Source organism: Actinomadura sp. NPDC048032, from assembly GCF_040653175.1.
GTDB classification, from domain to species: Bacteria; Actinomycetota; Actinomycetes; order Streptosporangiales; family Streptosporangiaceae; genus Spirillospora; species Spirillospora verrucosospora.
The window spans coordinates 1-14689 of the sequence record NZ_JBEZJP010000176.1; the positions used below are offsets into that span (position 1 = coordinate 1).

Annotated in this window: 19 protein-coding genes; 13 read left to right on the plus strand and 6 right to left on the minus strand. The window is 74.1% G+C overall.

What is annotated here, in order from left to right; translation table 11 throughout:
• The coding region (locus AB0C69_RS22480; protein ID WP_360356503.1) for an SMC family ATPase at window positions 1-775 on the plus strand (775 nt) is incomplete at its 5' end.
• A 24-nt stretch (window positions 776-799) separates the two neighbouring features.
• On the opposite strand, the gene AB0C69_RS22485 is transcribed toward AB0C69_RS22480, so the two are convergent.
• Together AB0C69_RS22485 and AB0C69_RS22490 are read right to left on the minus strand one after the other, a co-directional pair.
• Complete coding sequence (locus AB0C69_RS22485; protein ID WP_345182195.1) at window positions 800-1168, minus strand: PH domain-containing protein; 369 nt, start codon at window positions 1166-1168, stop codon at window positions 800-802.
• A 47-nt stretch (window positions 1169-1215) separates the two neighbouring features.
• Window positions 1216-1668: a MarR family transcriptional regulator gene (locus AB0C69_RS22490; RefSeq protein ID WP_345182197.1), complete on the minus strand. Its 453-nt coding sequence runs from the start codon at window positions 1666-1668 to the stop codon at window positions 1216-1218.
• Window positions 1669-1770: 102 nt separating this feature from the next.
• On the opposite strand from AB0C69_RS22490, the gene AB0C69_RS22495 reads away from it, so the two are divergent.
• From AB0C69_RS22495 to pqqE, 6 genes are all read left to right on the plus strand, one after another.
• Window positions 1771-2754 carry an SMP-30/gluconolactonase/LRE family protein gene (locus AB0C69_RS22495; RefSeq protein ID WP_360356506.1) on the plus strand — a complete coding sequence of 328 codons (984 nt, stop codon included), beginning with the start codon at window positions 1771-1773 and terminating at the stop codon, window positions 2752-2754.
• A 187-nt stretch (window positions 2755-2941) separates the two neighbouring features.
• On the plus strand, window positions 2942-3043 hold the full coding sequence (gene pqqA, locus AB0C69_RS22500; protein ID WP_345182202.1) for a pyrroloquinoline quinone precursor peptide PqqA: 102 nt from the start codon (window positions 2942-2944) through the stop codon (window positions 3041-3043).
• Between the two features lie 11 nt (window positions 3044-3054).
• The gene (locus tag AB0C69_RS22505; RefSeq protein WP_360356508.1) at window positions 3055-3939 is read left to right on the plus strand and encodes an MBL fold metallo-hydrolase; all 885 of its coding nucleotides are present in this window, start codon (window positions 3055-3057) and stop codon (window positions 3937-3939) included.
• Window positions 3936-4628 (plus strand): pyrroloquinoline-quinone synthase PqqC, encoded by a 693-nt coding sequence (gene pqqC, locus AB0C69_RS22510; protein WP_360356510.1) that lies wholly within the window; start codon window positions 3936-3938, stop codon window positions 4626-4628. The genes AB0C69_RS22505 and pqqC overlap by 4 nt, the downstream gene beginning before the upstream one ends.
• Complete coding sequence (gene pqqD / locus AB0C69_RS22515) at window positions 4618-4893, plus strand: pyrroloquinoline quinone biosynthesis peptide chaperone PqqD (RefSeq protein ID WP_360356512.1); 276 nt, start codon at window positions 4618-4620, stop codon at window positions 4891-4893. Before pqqC ends, pqqD begins: the two co-directional genes overlap by 11 nt.
• The gene (gene pqqE / locus AB0C69_RS22520) at window positions 4890-5984 is read left to right on the plus strand and encodes a pyrroloquinoline quinone biosynthesis protein PqqE (protein WP_360356515.1); all 1095 of its coding nucleotides are present in this window, start codon (window positions 4890-4892) and stop codon (window positions 5982-5984) included. The genes pqqD and pqqE overlap by 4 nt, the downstream gene beginning before the upstream one ends.
• Here pqqE and AB0C69_RS22525 read toward each other — a convergent pair.
• Genes AB0C69_RS22525 through pdhA form a run of 3 tightly spaced genes read right to left on the minus strand, consistent with a single transcriptional unit; the run spans window position 5971 to window position 9471 of the window.
• Window positions 5971-7350, minus strand: coding sequence for a dihydrolipoamide acetyltransferase family protein (locus AB0C69_RS22525; protein WP_360356517.1), 1380 nt, complete (start codon window positions 7348-7350; stop codon window positions 5971-5973). The genes pqqE and AB0C69_RS22525 overlap by 14 nt on opposite strands.
• Window positions 7347-8363: a transketolase C-terminal domain-containing protein gene (locus tag AB0C69_RS22530; RefSeq protein WP_353835211.1), complete on the minus strand. Its 1017-nt coding sequence runs from the start codon at window positions 8361-8363 to the stop codon at window positions 7347-7349. The genes AB0C69_RS22525 and AB0C69_RS22530 overlap by 4 nt, the downstream gene beginning before the upstream one ends.
• 1 nt (window position 8364) lies before the next feature.
• Complete coding sequence (gene pdhA, locus AB0C69_RS22535; RefSeq protein WP_360356519.1) at window positions 8365-9471, minus strand: pyruvate dehydrogenase (acetyl-transferring) E1 component subunit alpha; 1107 nt, start codon at window positions 9469-9471, stop codon at window positions 8365-8367.
• 120 nt (window positions 9472-9591) lie between these two features.
• Between pdhA and AB0C69_RS22540 the strand changes: the two genes are divergently transcribed.
• The 6 genes from AB0C69_RS22540 to paaE all read left to right on the plus strand — a co-directional run bounded on the left by AB0C69_RS22540 (window position 9592) and on the right by paaE (window position 13962).
• Window positions 9592-10101 (plus strand): Lrp/AsnC family transcriptional regulator, encoded by a 510-nt coding sequence (locus tag AB0C69_RS22540; protein ID WP_360356522.1) that lies wholly within the window; start codon window positions 9592-9594, stop codon window positions 10099-10101.
• 130 nt (window positions 10102-10231) lie between these two features.
• The gene (paaA, locus tag AB0C69_RS22545; protein WP_345182222.1) at window positions 10232-11200 is read left to right on the plus strand and encodes a 1,2-phenylacetyl-CoA epoxidase subunit PaaA; all 969 of its coding nucleotides are present in this window, start codon (window positions 10232-10234) and stop codon (window positions 11198-11200) included.
• The gene (gene paaB / locus AB0C69_RS22550; RefSeq protein ID WP_089315753.1) at window positions 11197-11478 is read left to right on the plus strand and encodes a 1,2-phenylacetyl-CoA epoxidase subunit PaaB; all 282 of its coding nucleotides are present in this window, start codon (window positions 11197-11199) and stop codon (window positions 11476-11478) included. The genes paaA and paaB overlap by 4 nt, the downstream gene beginning before the upstream one ends.
• A gap of 8 nt (window positions 11479-11486) precedes the next feature.
• Window positions 11487-12404, plus strand: a complete 918-nt coding sequence (gene paaC / locus AB0C69_RS22555) for a 1,2-phenylacetyl-CoA epoxidase subunit PaaC (protein ID WP_360356526.1) — start codon at window positions 11487-11489, stop codon at window positions 12402-12404.
• 5 nt (window positions 12405-12409) lie between these two features.
• Window positions 12410-12901 carry a 1,2-phenylacetyl-CoA epoxidase subunit PaaD gene (gene paaD, locus AB0C69_RS22560; RefSeq protein ID WP_360356529.1) on the plus strand — a complete coding sequence of 164 codons (492 nt, stop codon included), beginning with the start codon at window positions 12410-12412 and terminating at the stop codon, window positions 12899-12901.
• Between the two features lie 2 nt (window positions 12902-12903).
• Window positions 12904-13962 (plus strand): 1,2-phenylacetyl-CoA epoxidase subunit PaaE, encoded by a 1059-nt coding sequence (gene paaE, locus AB0C69_RS22565; RefSeq protein ID WP_360356532.1) that lies wholly within the window; start codon window positions 12904-12906, stop codon window positions 13960-13962.
• Between the two features lie 5 nt (window positions 13963-13967).
• On the opposite strand, the gene AB0C69_RS22570 is transcribed toward paaE, so the two are convergent.
• On the minus strand, window positions 13968-14558 hold the full coding sequence (locus AB0C69_RS22570; RefSeq protein ID WP_360356535.1) for a TetR/AcrR family transcriptional regulator: 591 nt from the start codon (window positions 14556-14558) through the stop codon (window positions 13968-13970).
• Between the last annotated feature and the right edge of the window lie 131 nt (window positions 14559-14689).

Below are 14689 nucleotides of genomic sequence, written 5' to 3' on the forward strand. Positions count from 1 at the left end.
GAAGCCGCGGCCCGCCAGGACGCGCCAGACGGCCTCGGACACGTCCTGGCGGCGGCCCGACCTGCCCGCCCTGGAGGCGGCGGTGGCTGCGGCGGACGCGGCGCACACCGCGGCCGCGAACGCCGCCGACCGCGCGCGGCACCGCTGCGAGCGGCTGGCCGAGCTGCGCAGGGACCTCGCCGCCGCCGTCGGCGCGTGGCGCCCCGCCGCCGGGCGGCACGAGGTCGCCGAGCGCGTGGCGGGGCTCGCCTCGGGCAAGCACGCCGCGAACCGGCACGCCATGTCGCTGTCGGCGTACGTGCTGGCCGCCCGCCTCGAACAGGTCGTCGCCGCCGCGAACGAGCGGCTGCACCGCATGTCCGGGGGGCGCTACGCCCTCGTCCACACCACGGAGAAGGCGGCGGGCGACCGCACCAAGGGCGCCGGGGGGCTCGGCCTGCGCGTCGCCGACTCCTGGACGGGCCTGACGCGCGACCCGGTCACCCTGTCGGGGGGCGAGTCGTTCATCAGCTCGCTGGCGCTGGCCCTGGGCCTCGCCGACGTCGTCACCGCCGAGGCGGGCGGCACCGAGATCGGCACCCTGTTCGTCGACGAGGGGTTCGGCACGCTCGACGAGGAGACCCTCGACGAGGTGATGGACGTCCTGGACGGCCTGCGCGACGGCGGCCGCGCGGTCGGCATCGTCAGCCACGTCGCCGAGCTGCGGGCCCGCATCCCGGCCCAGCTCCGCGTCACCAAGGACCGCGCCGGCTCCACCGCCGCGGTCGTCGTCTGACGCGCCGGAGGCTCCGGGCGCCGGTCAGGCGGAGATGTACTGCAGGATCACGTTGTGCACGTGGTGGCTCTTGTCGGCACCGCGGAACTCGACCTCGTAGGTGTGGGTCCCGACGTTGATCGCGATCGAGCCGGTGGAGAAGTAGGACCCGGCCCACGACTTGTTGCTGACCACGCTCACCGAGGTGATGCGGGAGTAGGGCACGCTGGTGATGGCGTACTTCTTGCCGGCGAAGCTGCGGTCCTGGACGATGACCCGGCGGTCGGTGAGCCCGATGAACCCGGTGCCGGCGCCGATCGCGTCGTAGACGGCGATGATCTGCTCGCCGGGCAGCAGCCCGCTCTCGATCTGCTTGAGCTGGCCCGACCTGTCGTGCTGGACCCCGTCGCCCATGGCTCCTCCGGTGCTCGCGGCGTTCGTCCCGTTCCGTAGGGAGTGTCTCAGCCGCCGGGCGCGGACCGGGCGGCTTCCAGGAAGCCGACGCACCGGCCGAGCAGGTCGATGAGCGCCTGCCGCTCGGCGTCGGTGAACTCGGCGGCGAGCCCGCGCTCGACCTTGACGGCGCGGGCGTCAGCGTCCTCCAGGACGGCCGTGCCCTCGGCGGTGAGCCGCGTCTCCAGGATGTTGCGGTGCCACTCGTGCGGGGTGCGCTCGATCAGCCCCCGCTCCTGGAGGTTCTTCAGGACGGTGTTCATCGTCGGCGGGGTGACGGCGCACTTGCGGGCCAGCGCGGCGGCCGACATGCCCGGGTTGTCGGCGAGGTGCAGCAGGGCGGCGTACTGCGGGCTCGTGAGCCCGCTCGGCTTCAGCGCCGCCTGCTTGGCGCCGTTGAGCGCCTGCTCGGCGCGCTTGAGGTGCGAGCCGAGCCGCTCCGAGACGGGCAACGAGGTCATTCCCGCATGGTACCGAGCCCCTGAAGAGAAGACCGTTGACGAGCATTAGAGTTCTAACTATCGTATGTGCGCGTACTAATGATGCATCTCGAATGGAGAGTCATGTCGCGCATCCAGCGCTCCACCGCGGCGGCCGTGGCGGGCCTCGCCGCCGCCTCCCTCGCCGTCTCCGCGGCGCCCGCGTCCGCGGCCGCGTCGCGGATCTCCGCGGCCTACGTCCTGCCGGGCGACCGCGTGTACCCGGAGGGCATCGCCGCGGACCCGCGCACCGGGACGATGTACGCCGGGTCCTGGAAGGACGGCACGGTCTACCGCATGCGTCCGGGCCACCGGACGGCCGAGGTGTTCCTGCCCGCGGGCGCCGACGGCCGCCGCACCGCCAACGGCCTGAAGACCGACCGGGCCGGACGGCTGTGGGTGACCGACTCCTCGTCCGGCGTCGCGGTCTACGACGCCCGGAGCCGCGCCCTCCTGGCGCGCTTCGTCGTTCCCGGCGACGGCGCCCGGTTCGTCAACGACCTCGCCGTCGCCCCCGACGGCGCCGTCTACCTGACGGACAGTTCCCGCGCCGTCGTCTACGAGGTCACGCCGCGGGATCTGGACGCCGCCCGCGGCGGGACGGGGACGCTTTCGCCGCGCTTCGACCTGAGCGACGTCCTCGAACCGCACGAGCCGGCCGACTTCACCCTGAACGGGATCGTCGCCGACCCCACCGGGCGGTTCCTGCTGACCGACGACATGCTCGGCGGCGACCTCTACCGGCTCGACCTCGCGACCGGCGCCATCCGCAAGGTCGCGCTCAGCGGCGGCGACATGCGCAACGCCGACGGCCTCGAACTCCAGGAGGGACGCCTCTGGACGGCGAACAACGTCGACAACGTCCTCACCCGCTGGCGCGTCGCGCCCGACGGGACGCGGGCCCGCCTCGAGCGCACGCTCGCGGACCCGTCCCTCCAGGTGCCGACGACGCTCGTCCGCCGCCACGGGACCCTCTACGTCGTCCGCTCGCAGTTCGACAAGGGCGGCCCGCTCGGCGAGGGCACCCCGGAGATCCCCTTCACCGTCGCCGCCGTCCGGGGACTTTGACCGCCGAACCGGCCATCGCGAGAATAGGTGAATGGCATTCATGGTCCGCCGGAAAACATGAAGATCTGCCGTGTTATGGAGGGACATACGGGTCTAACTGGCTTTCTGTAGAAAGTCGGGGAATTGTGCTTCAATGGCCCTCGGGTGATCGCCTCGGACGGTTCGTCACCGAGCGAAAGGAGAGGCCATGACCGGCTCCCAGGACCGGGAGACCCGCTGGGTCAGGCCCGACTACGAGATCATCGAGACCTCGCTGGAGGTCACGGCGTATTTCACCGCCGAAAGCTGAGAACGGCTCATATGCGGTTGCGGATTCTCGGCACCGCGGCGGGCGGCGGCGTTCCCCAGTGGAACTGCGGATGCACGGGGTGCGCCGCCGCCCGCGCCCGTCCCGCGCTGCGCCGCCGGCACGCCTGTGTCGCGGTCGAAGCGGGCGGCGGGCGGTGGCTTCTGGTCAACGCGACGCCCGACGTCGCCGAGCAGATCGGGGCCGTCGCCGAGCTGCGCCCGGAGCCGGGGTCGCGGCGCAGCCCGGTGGCGGGCGTGGCCCTCACCGACGCCGAGCTCGACCACGTCCTCGGGCTCCCCCTGCTGCGGGAGGCGCCGGACCTGCACGTCCTCGCCACGGGCGCGGTCCGGCACGCCCTCTCCGGCGGCCTCCGGCTCGACGCCGTCCTCGCCCCCTACGCGAACCTGACGTGGGCGGAGCTCGGGGAGGTGGAGCCCGCCGTCTTCGGCGCGCTGGAGGTGCGGGCCGTCCGCGTCTCGGGGAAGCGGCCCCGCTACGCCGCCGGCCTCGACGCCCCCGGCGACGCGTGGTCGGCGGCGCTGCGCGTCACCGACGGACGGGACGGCGGGACCGTCGTCTACGCGCCCTGCCTGGCCGCCTGGCCCCCCGCGCTCGACGCCGCGCTGAGCGGGGCCGGCTGCGTGCTCCTCGACGGCACCTTCTGGGACGACGAGGAACCCCGGCGCTCCGGCGTCCGCGACCGGACCGCGACGGAGATGGGGCACCTGCCCATCACCGCCACGCGCGGCCCGTTCGCCGAGCTGCCCGCCGCGCGCCGCCTCTACACCCACCTGAACAACACCAACCCGCTGGTCGACCCGAACGCGGACGGGCACCGCGCGCTGGCCGCCCTCGGCATCGAGGTCGCCGCGGAGGGCGCGGTGATCGAACTGTGAACCTCGAGGACCGGCTCCGCGCGCTCGCCGCCGAGCGCTACCACCACCGGCACCCGTTCAACGTCCGCATGCACGAGGGCCTGCTCTCCCCGGACGAGCTGCGCCGCTGGGTGCTCAACCGGTTCCACTACCAGCGCCGCATCCCGGTGAAGGACGCGTACGTCCTCGCCAAGCTCGGCACCGGCGACCTGCGGCGGAGCTGGATCCGCCGCATCCACGACCATGACGGCCGCCCCGGCGAGGACGGCGGCGCCGAGTGGTGGCTGCGCCTCGGGGAGGCCGTCGGGCTGGACCGGCGGGTGCTCCTGTCCGGCGAGGGCGTCCTGCCGGGCGTCCGGTTCGCGGTCGACGCCTACGTGGGCTTCTGCCGCGACGGCTCGCGCCTGGAGGCCGTCGCGTCCTCGCTGACCGAGCTGTTCGCGCCCGAGCTGATGGCGACCAGGATCGGCGCCTTCGAGCGCCACTACCCGTGGGTCGAGCCCGAGGGGCTGCGCTACTTCCGCGTGCGGGTGCCGCAGGGGCGGCGCGACTCCGCCGAGGCGCTCGCCCTCGTCCGGGAGTGGGCGCGCACCCCCGAGGACGAGGAGACGGCGCTGGCCGCGCTCGCCTTCAAGTGCGACGTCCTCTGGTCGCTGCTGGACGCCGTCGAGCACGCGTCCGCCGCCGCGGAGCCCTCCGATGCCGGCTGACCGGGCGGAGGGGGAGTGGCGGCCGGCCCTCGCGCGCTCCGTCGTCCTCAGGCACGACGCGGTCCGCGGCGCCGACCTGCTGCTCATGCCCGAGCGGGCGGTGCTGCTCAGCGCGACCGGCGGCCGCGTCCTGCGGCTCTGCGACGGCGCGAGGACGGTCGACGACATCGTCGCCGCGCTCGGCGAGAGCTTCCCGGACGCGCCGCTCGGCGACGACGTCCCCGAGTTCCTCGACCGCGTGCGGGCGGAAGGGTGGCTGCGATGACCGGTGCGCCCGCCCCGTGGGCCCTGCTCGCCGAGCTCACCCACGCCTGCCCGCTGCACTGCCCCTACTGCTCCAACCCCCTCGGCCTCGTCCGGCGGGACGCCGAGCTCGGCACCGGCGACTGGGCCCGCGTCCTCACCGAGGCGGCGGCTCTCGGGGTCGTCCAGGCGCACCTGTCCGGCGGCGAGCCGCTGCTGCGCCGCGACCTCCCGGAGATCACCCGGGCCGCGCACCGCGCGGGCGTCCACACCCAGCTCGTCACGAGCGGCCTCGGCCTGACCGCGCGACGGCTGGACGGCCTGGTCCGCGCCGGGCTGGACGGCGTGCAGCTGTCCGTCCAGGACGCGCGCCCGGAGCCGTCCGAGCTCATCGCCGGGCGGACGTCCTTCCGGGCCAAGGAACGCGCCGCCGAGGTCGTCGCCGCCTCCGGGCTCCCGTTCGGGCTGAACGTCGTCCTGCACCGGCACAACCTCGACCGCCTCCCGGAGATCCTCGACCTCGCCGCGGCCTGGGGCGCCGACCGGATCGAGCTGGCCAACGCCCAGTTCTACGGCTGGGCGCTGCGCAACCGCGCGGCGCTGCTGCCCTCGCGCGACCAGCTGGACCGGGCTAAGGCCGCCGTCGCCGAGCGCCGGGGACGGCCCGGCCCCGAGATCGTCTGGGTGGTGCCGGACTACTACGGGGGCGTCCCGAAGCCCTGCATGGGCGGATGGGGCGCGCGCTCCCTCACGGTCGGCCCGGACGGCTCCGCGCTGCCGTGCCCGGCCGCGTACGCGCTGCCGGACCTGGAGGCGCCGAACGTCCGCGACCACCCGCTGGCATGGATCTGGGCGGACTCGCCCGCCTTCAACGCCTACCGGGGGACCGGCTGGATGACCGGCCCGTGCCGGGAGTGCCCCCGCCGCGACACTGACTTCGGCGGCTGCCGCTGCCAGGCGCACGCCCTCACCGGGGACGCCGCCCGCACCGACCCCGCCTGCTCGCTCTCGCCCGACCACCACCTGGTGCGCGACCTGACCGCCGCCGCCGGCCACGGTGCCGGGGGCGGCTTCGCCTACCGGCGCCCGCCGCCGGACGTCACAGGTTCGTGAGCAGGACGGCGGGGTTCTCCACGCAGTCGGCCGCGAACCGCAGGAACCCGCCCGCCGCGCCGCCGTCGCAGACGCGGTGGTCGAACGTCAGCGAGAGCTGGGTCATCTTGCGCGGCACGACCGCGCCGTCCACCACCCAGGGGCGGTCGATGATCCGGCCCACGCCGAGCAGCGCCGCCTCGGGGTGGTTGATGATCGGGGTGGAGCCGTCCACGCCGAACACGCCGTAGTTGTTGAGGGTGAACGTGCCGCCCGTCAGGGACTCGGGCGCCAGCCCGCCCGAGCGGGCCAGGCCGGTGAGCCTGGCCAGCTCCGCGGCGAGCTGCGCGGTCGTCATCAGGTGCGCGTCCCGCACGACCGGCACCACGAGGCCGCGGTCGGTCTGCGCGGCGAAGCCGAGGTTGACGTGCCCGTACCGGACGATCTCCTGCCGGTCGGCGTCGACCGAGGAGTTCAGCTCGGGGAACTCCCGCAGAGCGGCCACGCAGATGCGGGCCAGCAGGGCCAGCAGCCCGATGCCGAGCTCGGGGCGGGACCGGCGCAGCGCGTCCTTGGCCTCGACCAGGGCGGTGGCGTCGGCGTCCACCCAGGTCGTCGCGTCGGGGATCTCGGTGCGGCTGCGGGTGAGCTTGTCGGCCACGGCGCGGCGGAGCCCGCGCAGCGGAATCCGCTCGGGCATGGGACGGGCGGCGGGCGCCAGAGCTTGGGCGGCCGCCTCGGCGGCCGTCTCGGCGGGAGTGCCGGCGGCGGCGATGGCCTGCTCGACGTCGCGGCGCAGGATCACGCCGCGCGGCCCGGTGGGGGCGACGGCGCCGAGGTCGAGGCCGTGCTCGCGCGCGATCCTGCGGACGAGCGGGGAGATCACGCGGGGGGCGTCCGCGCGGCGGGGCGCCGGAGCGGGGGCCACGGGAGCGGGGGTCACCGGAGCGGGGGCCGCCGCCGGGGCCTTAGGGCCGCCCGCGCGGCGGCGTCCGCGCCGCCCCGGCCCGTGCCCGGTGCCGTAGCCGATCAGCACGTTGCCGGACCCGGCCTGCTCCTCCTCGCGGTAGCGGGCGGCGTCCGGGTGCGCGTCCGGGACGGGACGCACGTCCGCGGCGGGTTCCGTCCCGGCGCCGCCGGCGGGACCGACCTCGATCAGCGGCTCGCCGACCGCGAGGATCGCGCCCGCCTCCGCGGCCAGCCTCAGCACGGTCCCCGCGAAGGGGACGGGGACCTCCACCGCCGCCTTGGCGGTCTCGACCTCCACCACGACCTGGTCGACCTCGACGGTGTCGCCCGCGGCGACCTTCCATTCGACGATCTCGGCCTCGGTGAGGCCCTCGCCGAGGTCGGGCAGGCGGAACACCTGCCGGGTGGCGGCGGTCACGAGGCCTCCCTGTCCAGGTGCAGGACGTCGGGGACGTCGTCGAACTGGAGCCGGTCGACGGCGTCCAGGACGCGGTCGGCGTCCGGCAGGTGCGAGTGCTCCAGCTTCGGCGGCGGGTAGGGGATGTCGAACCCGGAGACCCGCAGCACCGGCGCGGCCAGCGAGTGGAAGCAGCGTTCCTGCACGCGGGCCGCGATCTCCGCGCCCACGCCCGCGAAGCCCTGGGCCTCCTGGACGACCACGCACCGGCCCGTCTTGCGGACCGAGGCGGCGACGGTCCCGTCGTCGAACGGGACGATGGTGCGCAGGTCCACCACCTCCAGGTCGCGTCCCTCCCGCGCGGCGGCCTCGGCGGCCTCCAGCGCCACCGGGACGCTCGGCCCGTAGGCGACCAGCGTCGCGTCCCGCCCCTCGCGGCGCACCACGGCCCGGCCGAACCCGGGGGCGCGCCGGTTCTCGCGGGTGACGTCGCCCTTGGCCCAGTAGAGCCGCTTCGGCTCCATGAAGACGACCGGGTCCGGGTCGGCGACGGCGTCGCGCAGCAGCCAGTACGCGTCGTCGGCGGTGGCGGGCGTGACGACCTTGAGGCCCGGCGTGTGGGCGTAGTAGGCCTCGCTGGAGTCGCAGTGGTGCTCGACGCCGCCGATGCCCCCCGCGTAGGGGATGCGGATCACCATCGGCAGCGACAGGCGGCCGCGGGTGCGGTTGCGGAACTTGGCGACGTGCGAGGCGATCTGCTCGAAGGCCGGGTAGGCGAAGGCGTCGAACTGCATCTCCACCACGGGCCGGAAGCCGCCCATCGCCATGCCCACGGCCAGGCCGACGATCCCCGACTCGGCCAGCGGGGTGTCGAAGCAGCGGTCCTCGCCGAAGTCCCGGGTCAGCCCGTCGGTGATGCGGAAGACCCCGCCGAGCGGCCCCACGTCCTCGCCGAAGACCAGCACCCGCTCGTCCTCGGCCAGGGCGTCCCGCAGCGCGGCGTTCAGCGCCTGCGCCATCGTCGTCGCGGGCATGTCAGTCCTCCCCGGGGAGCATCTCGGACGCCAGCAGGGCGCGCTGCTCGCGCAGCTGGGGCGTGGGTTCGGCGAAGACGTGGTCGAACAGCTCGAACGGGTCGGCCTCCGGGTCGGCGGCCATCCGGTCGCGCAGGCGCGCCGCGTACTCCTCGGCGGCCTCCCGGGCCGACGCGACGTCCTCCTCCGAGAGCAGGCCCCGCCCGCGCAGGTGGGTCTCCAGCCGCGCGAGGGGGTCGGCCGCCTCCCACCGCGCGACCTCCTCGTCCTCGCGGTACCGGGAGGCGTCGTCGGCGTTGGTGTGGGAGTCCATGCGGTAGGTGTGCGCCTCGACCAGGAAGGGGCCGGCTCCGGAGCGGGCGTGCTCGACGGCGGCGGTCAGGACCGACAGCACCGCGACGAGGTCGTTGCCGTCGACCTGCTCGGACCGGACGCCGTAGCCGATCCCCTTGTAGGCCAGGGCGGGCGCGGCGGTCTGCTTGGCCAGCGGCACCGAGATCGCGTACTTGTTGTTCTGGACGAAGAAGACCACGGGCGCGCGCAGGACACCGGCGTAGTTGAGCGCCTCGTGGAAGTCGCCCTCGCTGGTCCCGCCGTCGCCGACGAACGCCATCACCACGCCGTCCTCGCCCTTGCGGCGCAGGGCGTCGGCCATGCCCACGGCGTGGATCGTCTGGGTGGCCAGCGGCGTGCACTGGGGCGCGACGCGGACGGCCGCCGGGTCGTAGCCGCAGTGCCAGCCGCCGCGCAGCAGCGTGAGCACCTCGACGGGGTCCATGCCGCGGGCGACCAGCGCCACCGAGTCGCGGTAGGTGGGGAACAGCCAGTCGTCCTCGCGCAGCGCGAGCACCCCGGCGATCTGGCAGGCCTCCTGCCCGCGGCTGGACGGGTAGACGGCCAGCCGGCCCTGCTTGGTCAGCGCGGTCGCCTGCCGGTCGAACCGGCGGCCGAGCACCATCCGCCGGTAGGCCTCGACCAGCGTCCCGTCCTCCGGGGCGCGGTATCCGGCCGGCGTCCCGGCGTCCGTCCCGTCCTCGGCGACGAAGCGCACCGGGACGGCGGAGGGGAGGAGGCCCTCGACCTCCTGATGAGGTGTCCGCACGGACATGGCGCCGCTCCCTTCCTGTGGACGGTTGTCGGTTCGATCGTCCGCTCGGTCGACGATCTGCTCAAGACATGGGGCACAATGAGCGACAAATGGCTCGTTCAGTGGCTATGGGGGCACCAAATGTCATCCGACGTGAGCGCGGAGGGCGTCCGGCCCGGACGTTCTGTCGCGCGGCTGGACGCCGTGGACCGGGCGATCATCGCCGAGCTGCTGCGCGACGGCCGGCTCTCGGTGCGGGCGCTGGCCGAGCGCGTGCACGTCTCGCGCGCCAACGCCTACGCGCGGCTCACCCGGCTGCTGGACGAGGGCGTCATCACCGGCTTCACCGCCGAGCTCGCCCCGCACAAGGCCGGCCTCGGCACCAGCGCCTACGTCTCGGTCACGATCGAGCAGAACTCCTGGCGCTCGGTCTCCGCCCGGCTCCAGGACACCCCCTACGTCGAGCACTTCGCGATGGTCGGCGGCGACTACGACGTCCTGGCCCTGGTCAGGGCCCCGGACAACGAGGCGCTCCGGCACGTGGTGCTGGAGCAGATCCAGGACATCCCCGGCGTCCGGGCGACCCGCACCTGGCTGGTCTTCGACGAGGCGCGGGGCAGGGGAGCGCAGTGGGAGGCCTGGGACGACTGAGCTCCCGGTCGCGCCGCGGGGTGGGTGCGCCGCCCTTCTTGCACGCTCGCGCGGCCTGTGTCAGTCTGAATACAGACCGATCGGTCAGTTAATAGGCCGAGTCCAGCCGGGTCCCCAGCGGGAGGAGCCCATGACGACGCCGCAGGCCGCGCCCCAGCCGGCGCCCGCCGAGCAGTTCGAGGCGACGATCGCGCGCAACGACCGGATCGAGCCGCGCGACTGGATGCCCGACGCCTACCGGCGGACGCTGGTCCGGCAGATCGCCCAGCACGCGCACTCGGAGATCATCGGGATGCAGCCGGAGGGCAACTGGATCACCCGCGCCCCCTCGCTGCGCCGCAAGTCGATCCTGCTGGCCAAGGTCCAGGACGAGGCCGGGCACGGCCTGTACCTGTACTCGGCGTGCGAGACCCTCGGCGTCTCCCGCGCCGAGCTGACCGAGATGCTGCTCACCGGCCGGCAGAAGTACTCCTCGATCTTCAACTACCCCACGCTCTCCTACGCCGACGTCGGCACGATCGGATGGCTGGTGGACGGCGCGGCGATCTGCAACCAGGTGCCGCTGTGCCGGACGTCCTACGGTCCCTACGGCCGCGCGATGATCCGCATCTGCAAGGAGGAGTCCTTCCACCAGCGGCAGGGCTACGAGCTGCTGATGACGATGATGCGCGGCACCGACGAGCAGCGGCGGATGGTGCAGGAGTCGGTGGACCGGTTCTGGTGGCCCTCGCTGATGATGTTCGGCCCGCCCGACGCGAACTCGCCGAACTCCGAGCGGTCCATGGCGTGGGGCATCAAGCGCAACAGTAACGACGAGCTGCGCCAGCGCTTCGTCGACATGACCGTCCCGCAGGCCGAGGCCCTGGGTGTCACGCTCCCCGACCCCGACCTGCGGTGGAACGAGGAGCGCCAGGCCCACGACTTCGGCGAGCCCGACTGGTCGGAGCTCTCCGCCGTGATCAAGGGCGAGGGGCCCTGCAACGCCCAGCGGCTGGCGCACCGCCGCCGGGCCCACGAGGACGGCGCCTGGGTCCGCGAGGCCGCGACCGCCTTCGCGCGCAAGCAGGCGGCCCGGAGCGAGGAAGGAGCCGGGACATGAGCGAGTGGCCGCTCTACGAGGTGTTCGTGCGCGGCAAGCGCGGCCTCAACCACGTGCACGTCGGGTCGCTGCACGCCCCCGACGACGAGATGGCCGTCCGGCACGCGCGCGACGTGTACACGCGCCGCAACGAGGGCGTCAGCATCTGGGTGGTGCGGTCGGACGCCATCACCGCCTCCAGCCCGGACGAGAAGGACCCGCTGTTCGCCCCCAGCGGCGACAAGGTCTACCGGCACCCGACGTTCTACGAGATCCCCGAGAACGTCCCGCACATGTGAAGGCCGCCATGGAAAGTCAGCACGGCTCGGTCTACGACGGGCTCCTGGACGGCGACAGCTCCCAGTGGGCCTTCGGGACCGACTTCGAGGACCCGCTGGCCGGCGTCGACACGACCGTCCCCGACGGCGTCGACCCGCACGCGCTCGCGACGTACTGCCTGATGCTCGGCGACGACGCCCTCGTCCTGTCGCACCGGCTCTCCGAGTGGTGCGGCAACGCGCCCGACCTCGAAGAGGACATCGCCCTCGCCAACATCGCGCTGGACCTGCTCGGCCAGGCGCGGCTGCTGCTCGCCCGCGCCGCCACCGCCGACCCGTCGGTCGTCCCGGCGTTGCCGGAGGGCTCACCCGTCCCGGCCGAGGACGCGCTGGCGTTCTTCCGCGACGCCGGTGCCTACCGCAACGTGCGCCTCGCCGAGCTGCCGAACGGCGACTTCGGGCACACCATGGCCCGCGTCCTGGTGTTCGCGACCGCCCGGCTGGCCCTGTTCGAGCGCCTCACCGGCAGCCGCGACGCCGTCCTCGCCGCCGTCGCGGCCAAGGGCGCCAAGGAGCTGACCTACCACCGCGACTTCGCCGGCCGGTGGTTCCTCACCCTCGCCCAGGGCACCGAGGAGTCGCGCCGCCGCGTCCTCGCCGGGCTCGACGAGGTCTGGCGCCACCACGACGAGCTGTTCCGCACCCACCCGGTCGAGCGGGCGCTGGCCGAGGCGGGCGTCGCCGTGGACCCCGCCGCCACCGCCGGCGACGCCGACGCCGTGCTGGCGCAGGTCTTCACCGCGAGCGGCGTCGAGCGGCCCGAGGTGCCGCAGACGGGGATGCTCGGCGGGCGCGCCGGACGCGACGGCGTCCACACCGAGGCGCTGAGCCGGATGCTGGCCGAGATGCAGGTCGTCGCCCGCGCCCACCCCCTGGGACGGTGGTGACCGCCGTGACCGGAACCGCCCGCGCCGTCGCCGCGTCCGTCCGGGACCCGGAGATGCCGATGCTGACCCTGGAGGACCTCGGCGTGCTGCGCCGCGTCGAGGAGCACGGCTCCGCCGTCACCGTGGCGATCACCCCGACCTACTCGGGCTGCCCCGCGCTCGCCACGATGCGCGACGACCTCGTCCACCGGCTCACCGACGCCGGATACGCAGAGGTGCGCGTCGAGATCGAGCTGTCCCCGCCCTGGTCCAGCGACTGGATCAGCGAGCGGGGCCGGGCCGCCCTCGCCGCCGCCGGGATCTCGCCGCCCGGCCCGGCCCCGGCGCCCTCCGGGCCCGTCGCGCTCAGCCTGGCGCCGACCCGCCGGAGGCTGCGCTGCCCGCGGTGCGGATCGGCGTCGGTCGAGCTGACCTCGGAGTTCGGCTCGACCTCCTGCAAGGCGCTGTACCGCTGCACCGGCTGCCTTGAGCCGTTCGAGCACGTGAAGGAGATCTAGCGGTGGCGCCAGCGACGTTCCACCCGTTGAAGGTCGCCGCGGTCGACCGGCTGACCGACGACTCGGCCGCGGTGACGTTCGACGTCCCGCCCGAGCTCGCCGGCGACTACGCGTTCGCGGCCGGCCAGAGCCTCACCCTGCGCCGGGTGATCGACGGGCGGGAGCACCGCCGGTCGTACTCGATCTGCGCCCCCGCGGGCGCCCGGCCCCGGATCGGCGTCCGGGAGATCCCCGACGGGATGTTCTCCTCCTGGCTCGTGCGGGAGGTCCGCCCCGGCACCGAGATCGACGTCCAGGTCCCGTCCGGCAGCCTGCGCGCCGACCCCGCCGAGCCCGGACGGCACCTGCTGATCGCGGCGGGCTCCGGCATCACCCCGATGATCTCCATCGCCGCCACCGTGCTCGCCAACCCGGGCACCGAGGTGCGGCTGCTGTACGGCAACCGCACCAGCGGGACCGTGATGTTCGCCGAGGAGCTCGGCGACCTCAAGAACCGCTACGGCCCCCGGTTCCAGCTCGTCCACGTGCTGAGCCGCGAGCCCCGCGACGTCGAGCTGTTCTCCGGCCGCCTCGACGCCGGCCGCCTGCGCCGCCTGCTGGGCGCCGTGACGCCCGTCGACGACGTCGACCACGTCTGGCTGTGCGGCCCGCTGCCCATGGTCACCGGCGCCCGCGACGTCCTCGCCGAGTTCGGCGTCCCGCGCGAGAAGGTGCACGTCGAGCTGTTCTACGTCGACGAGCCGCCCCCCGAGGTGCGGCGCGACGCCCCGGCCGCCACCGGCGAGACCAGCGAGGTCACCGTCGTGCTGGACGGCCGGTCGAGCACCGCGCCGATGCCGCGCGACCAGCGCGTCCTGGACGCCGCCCAGGCCACCCGCGCCGATCTCCCGTTCGCCTGCAAGGGAGGGGTCTGCGGCACCTGCCGCGCCCGCGTCACCGAAGGCGAGGTCGACATGGTCCGCAACTACGCCCTGGAGCCCGCCGAGGTCGAGGCCGGGTTCGTGCTCACCTGCCAGTCCCACCCCGTCAGCGCCGCCGTCACCGTCGACTTCGACGCCTGACCCCGTCAGGACGGCGGCGCGGCCAGCCCGTCGAACGCGATCGCGGTGATGGCGTCCGACAGGTCGCCGGCGCTCACCTCGCCGCCCGGCCGGTACCACTCGACCAGCGAGTTGACCATCCCGAACAGGAGCCGGCTCACCAGCTCCGGCGGCACGTCCGCGCGCACCGCCCCCTCCGCGGCCGCCGCGCGCACCAGCTCCGCCAGCCGCGCGTCGATCCACCGCCGCCGCTGGAGCGCCGCCAGCTCCACCTCGCTGTTGCCCCGCACCCGCAGCAGCAGCGTCACCGCCGGCTGGTGCGCCACCAGCACCCGCACGCTCTCCCGCACCACCGACCGCAGCCGCTCGTACGCGCTGCCCGCCGACTCGTCCTGCGCCTCGCGGATCACCGCCGTCAACTCGTCGAGCGCCTCGTCCAGGGCCAGCGCGAGCAGATGCGTCTTGCCCGGCACATGGTGGTAGATCGCCGACTTGCTGAACCCGAGCTCCTCAGCGAGGTCCCCCATGCTGGTCCCCTCGTAGCCCTTCCGATTGAAGAGCTCGATGGCCCGCCGCAAAACCGTGGCCTGGTCGTACCCCGGTCTCCCGCGTTTCATTTGCTTTTTTCTCCTCCTTCGGGCGCTGAGCGCCCTCCATCGTCGATAAAAGCGGGCGATCGCTGGCATCGCTCCGTCTCGCCTTGCGGCTCGCTGCTGTGTCTTATGGCGGTGCCCTCCTCCTTCGGGCC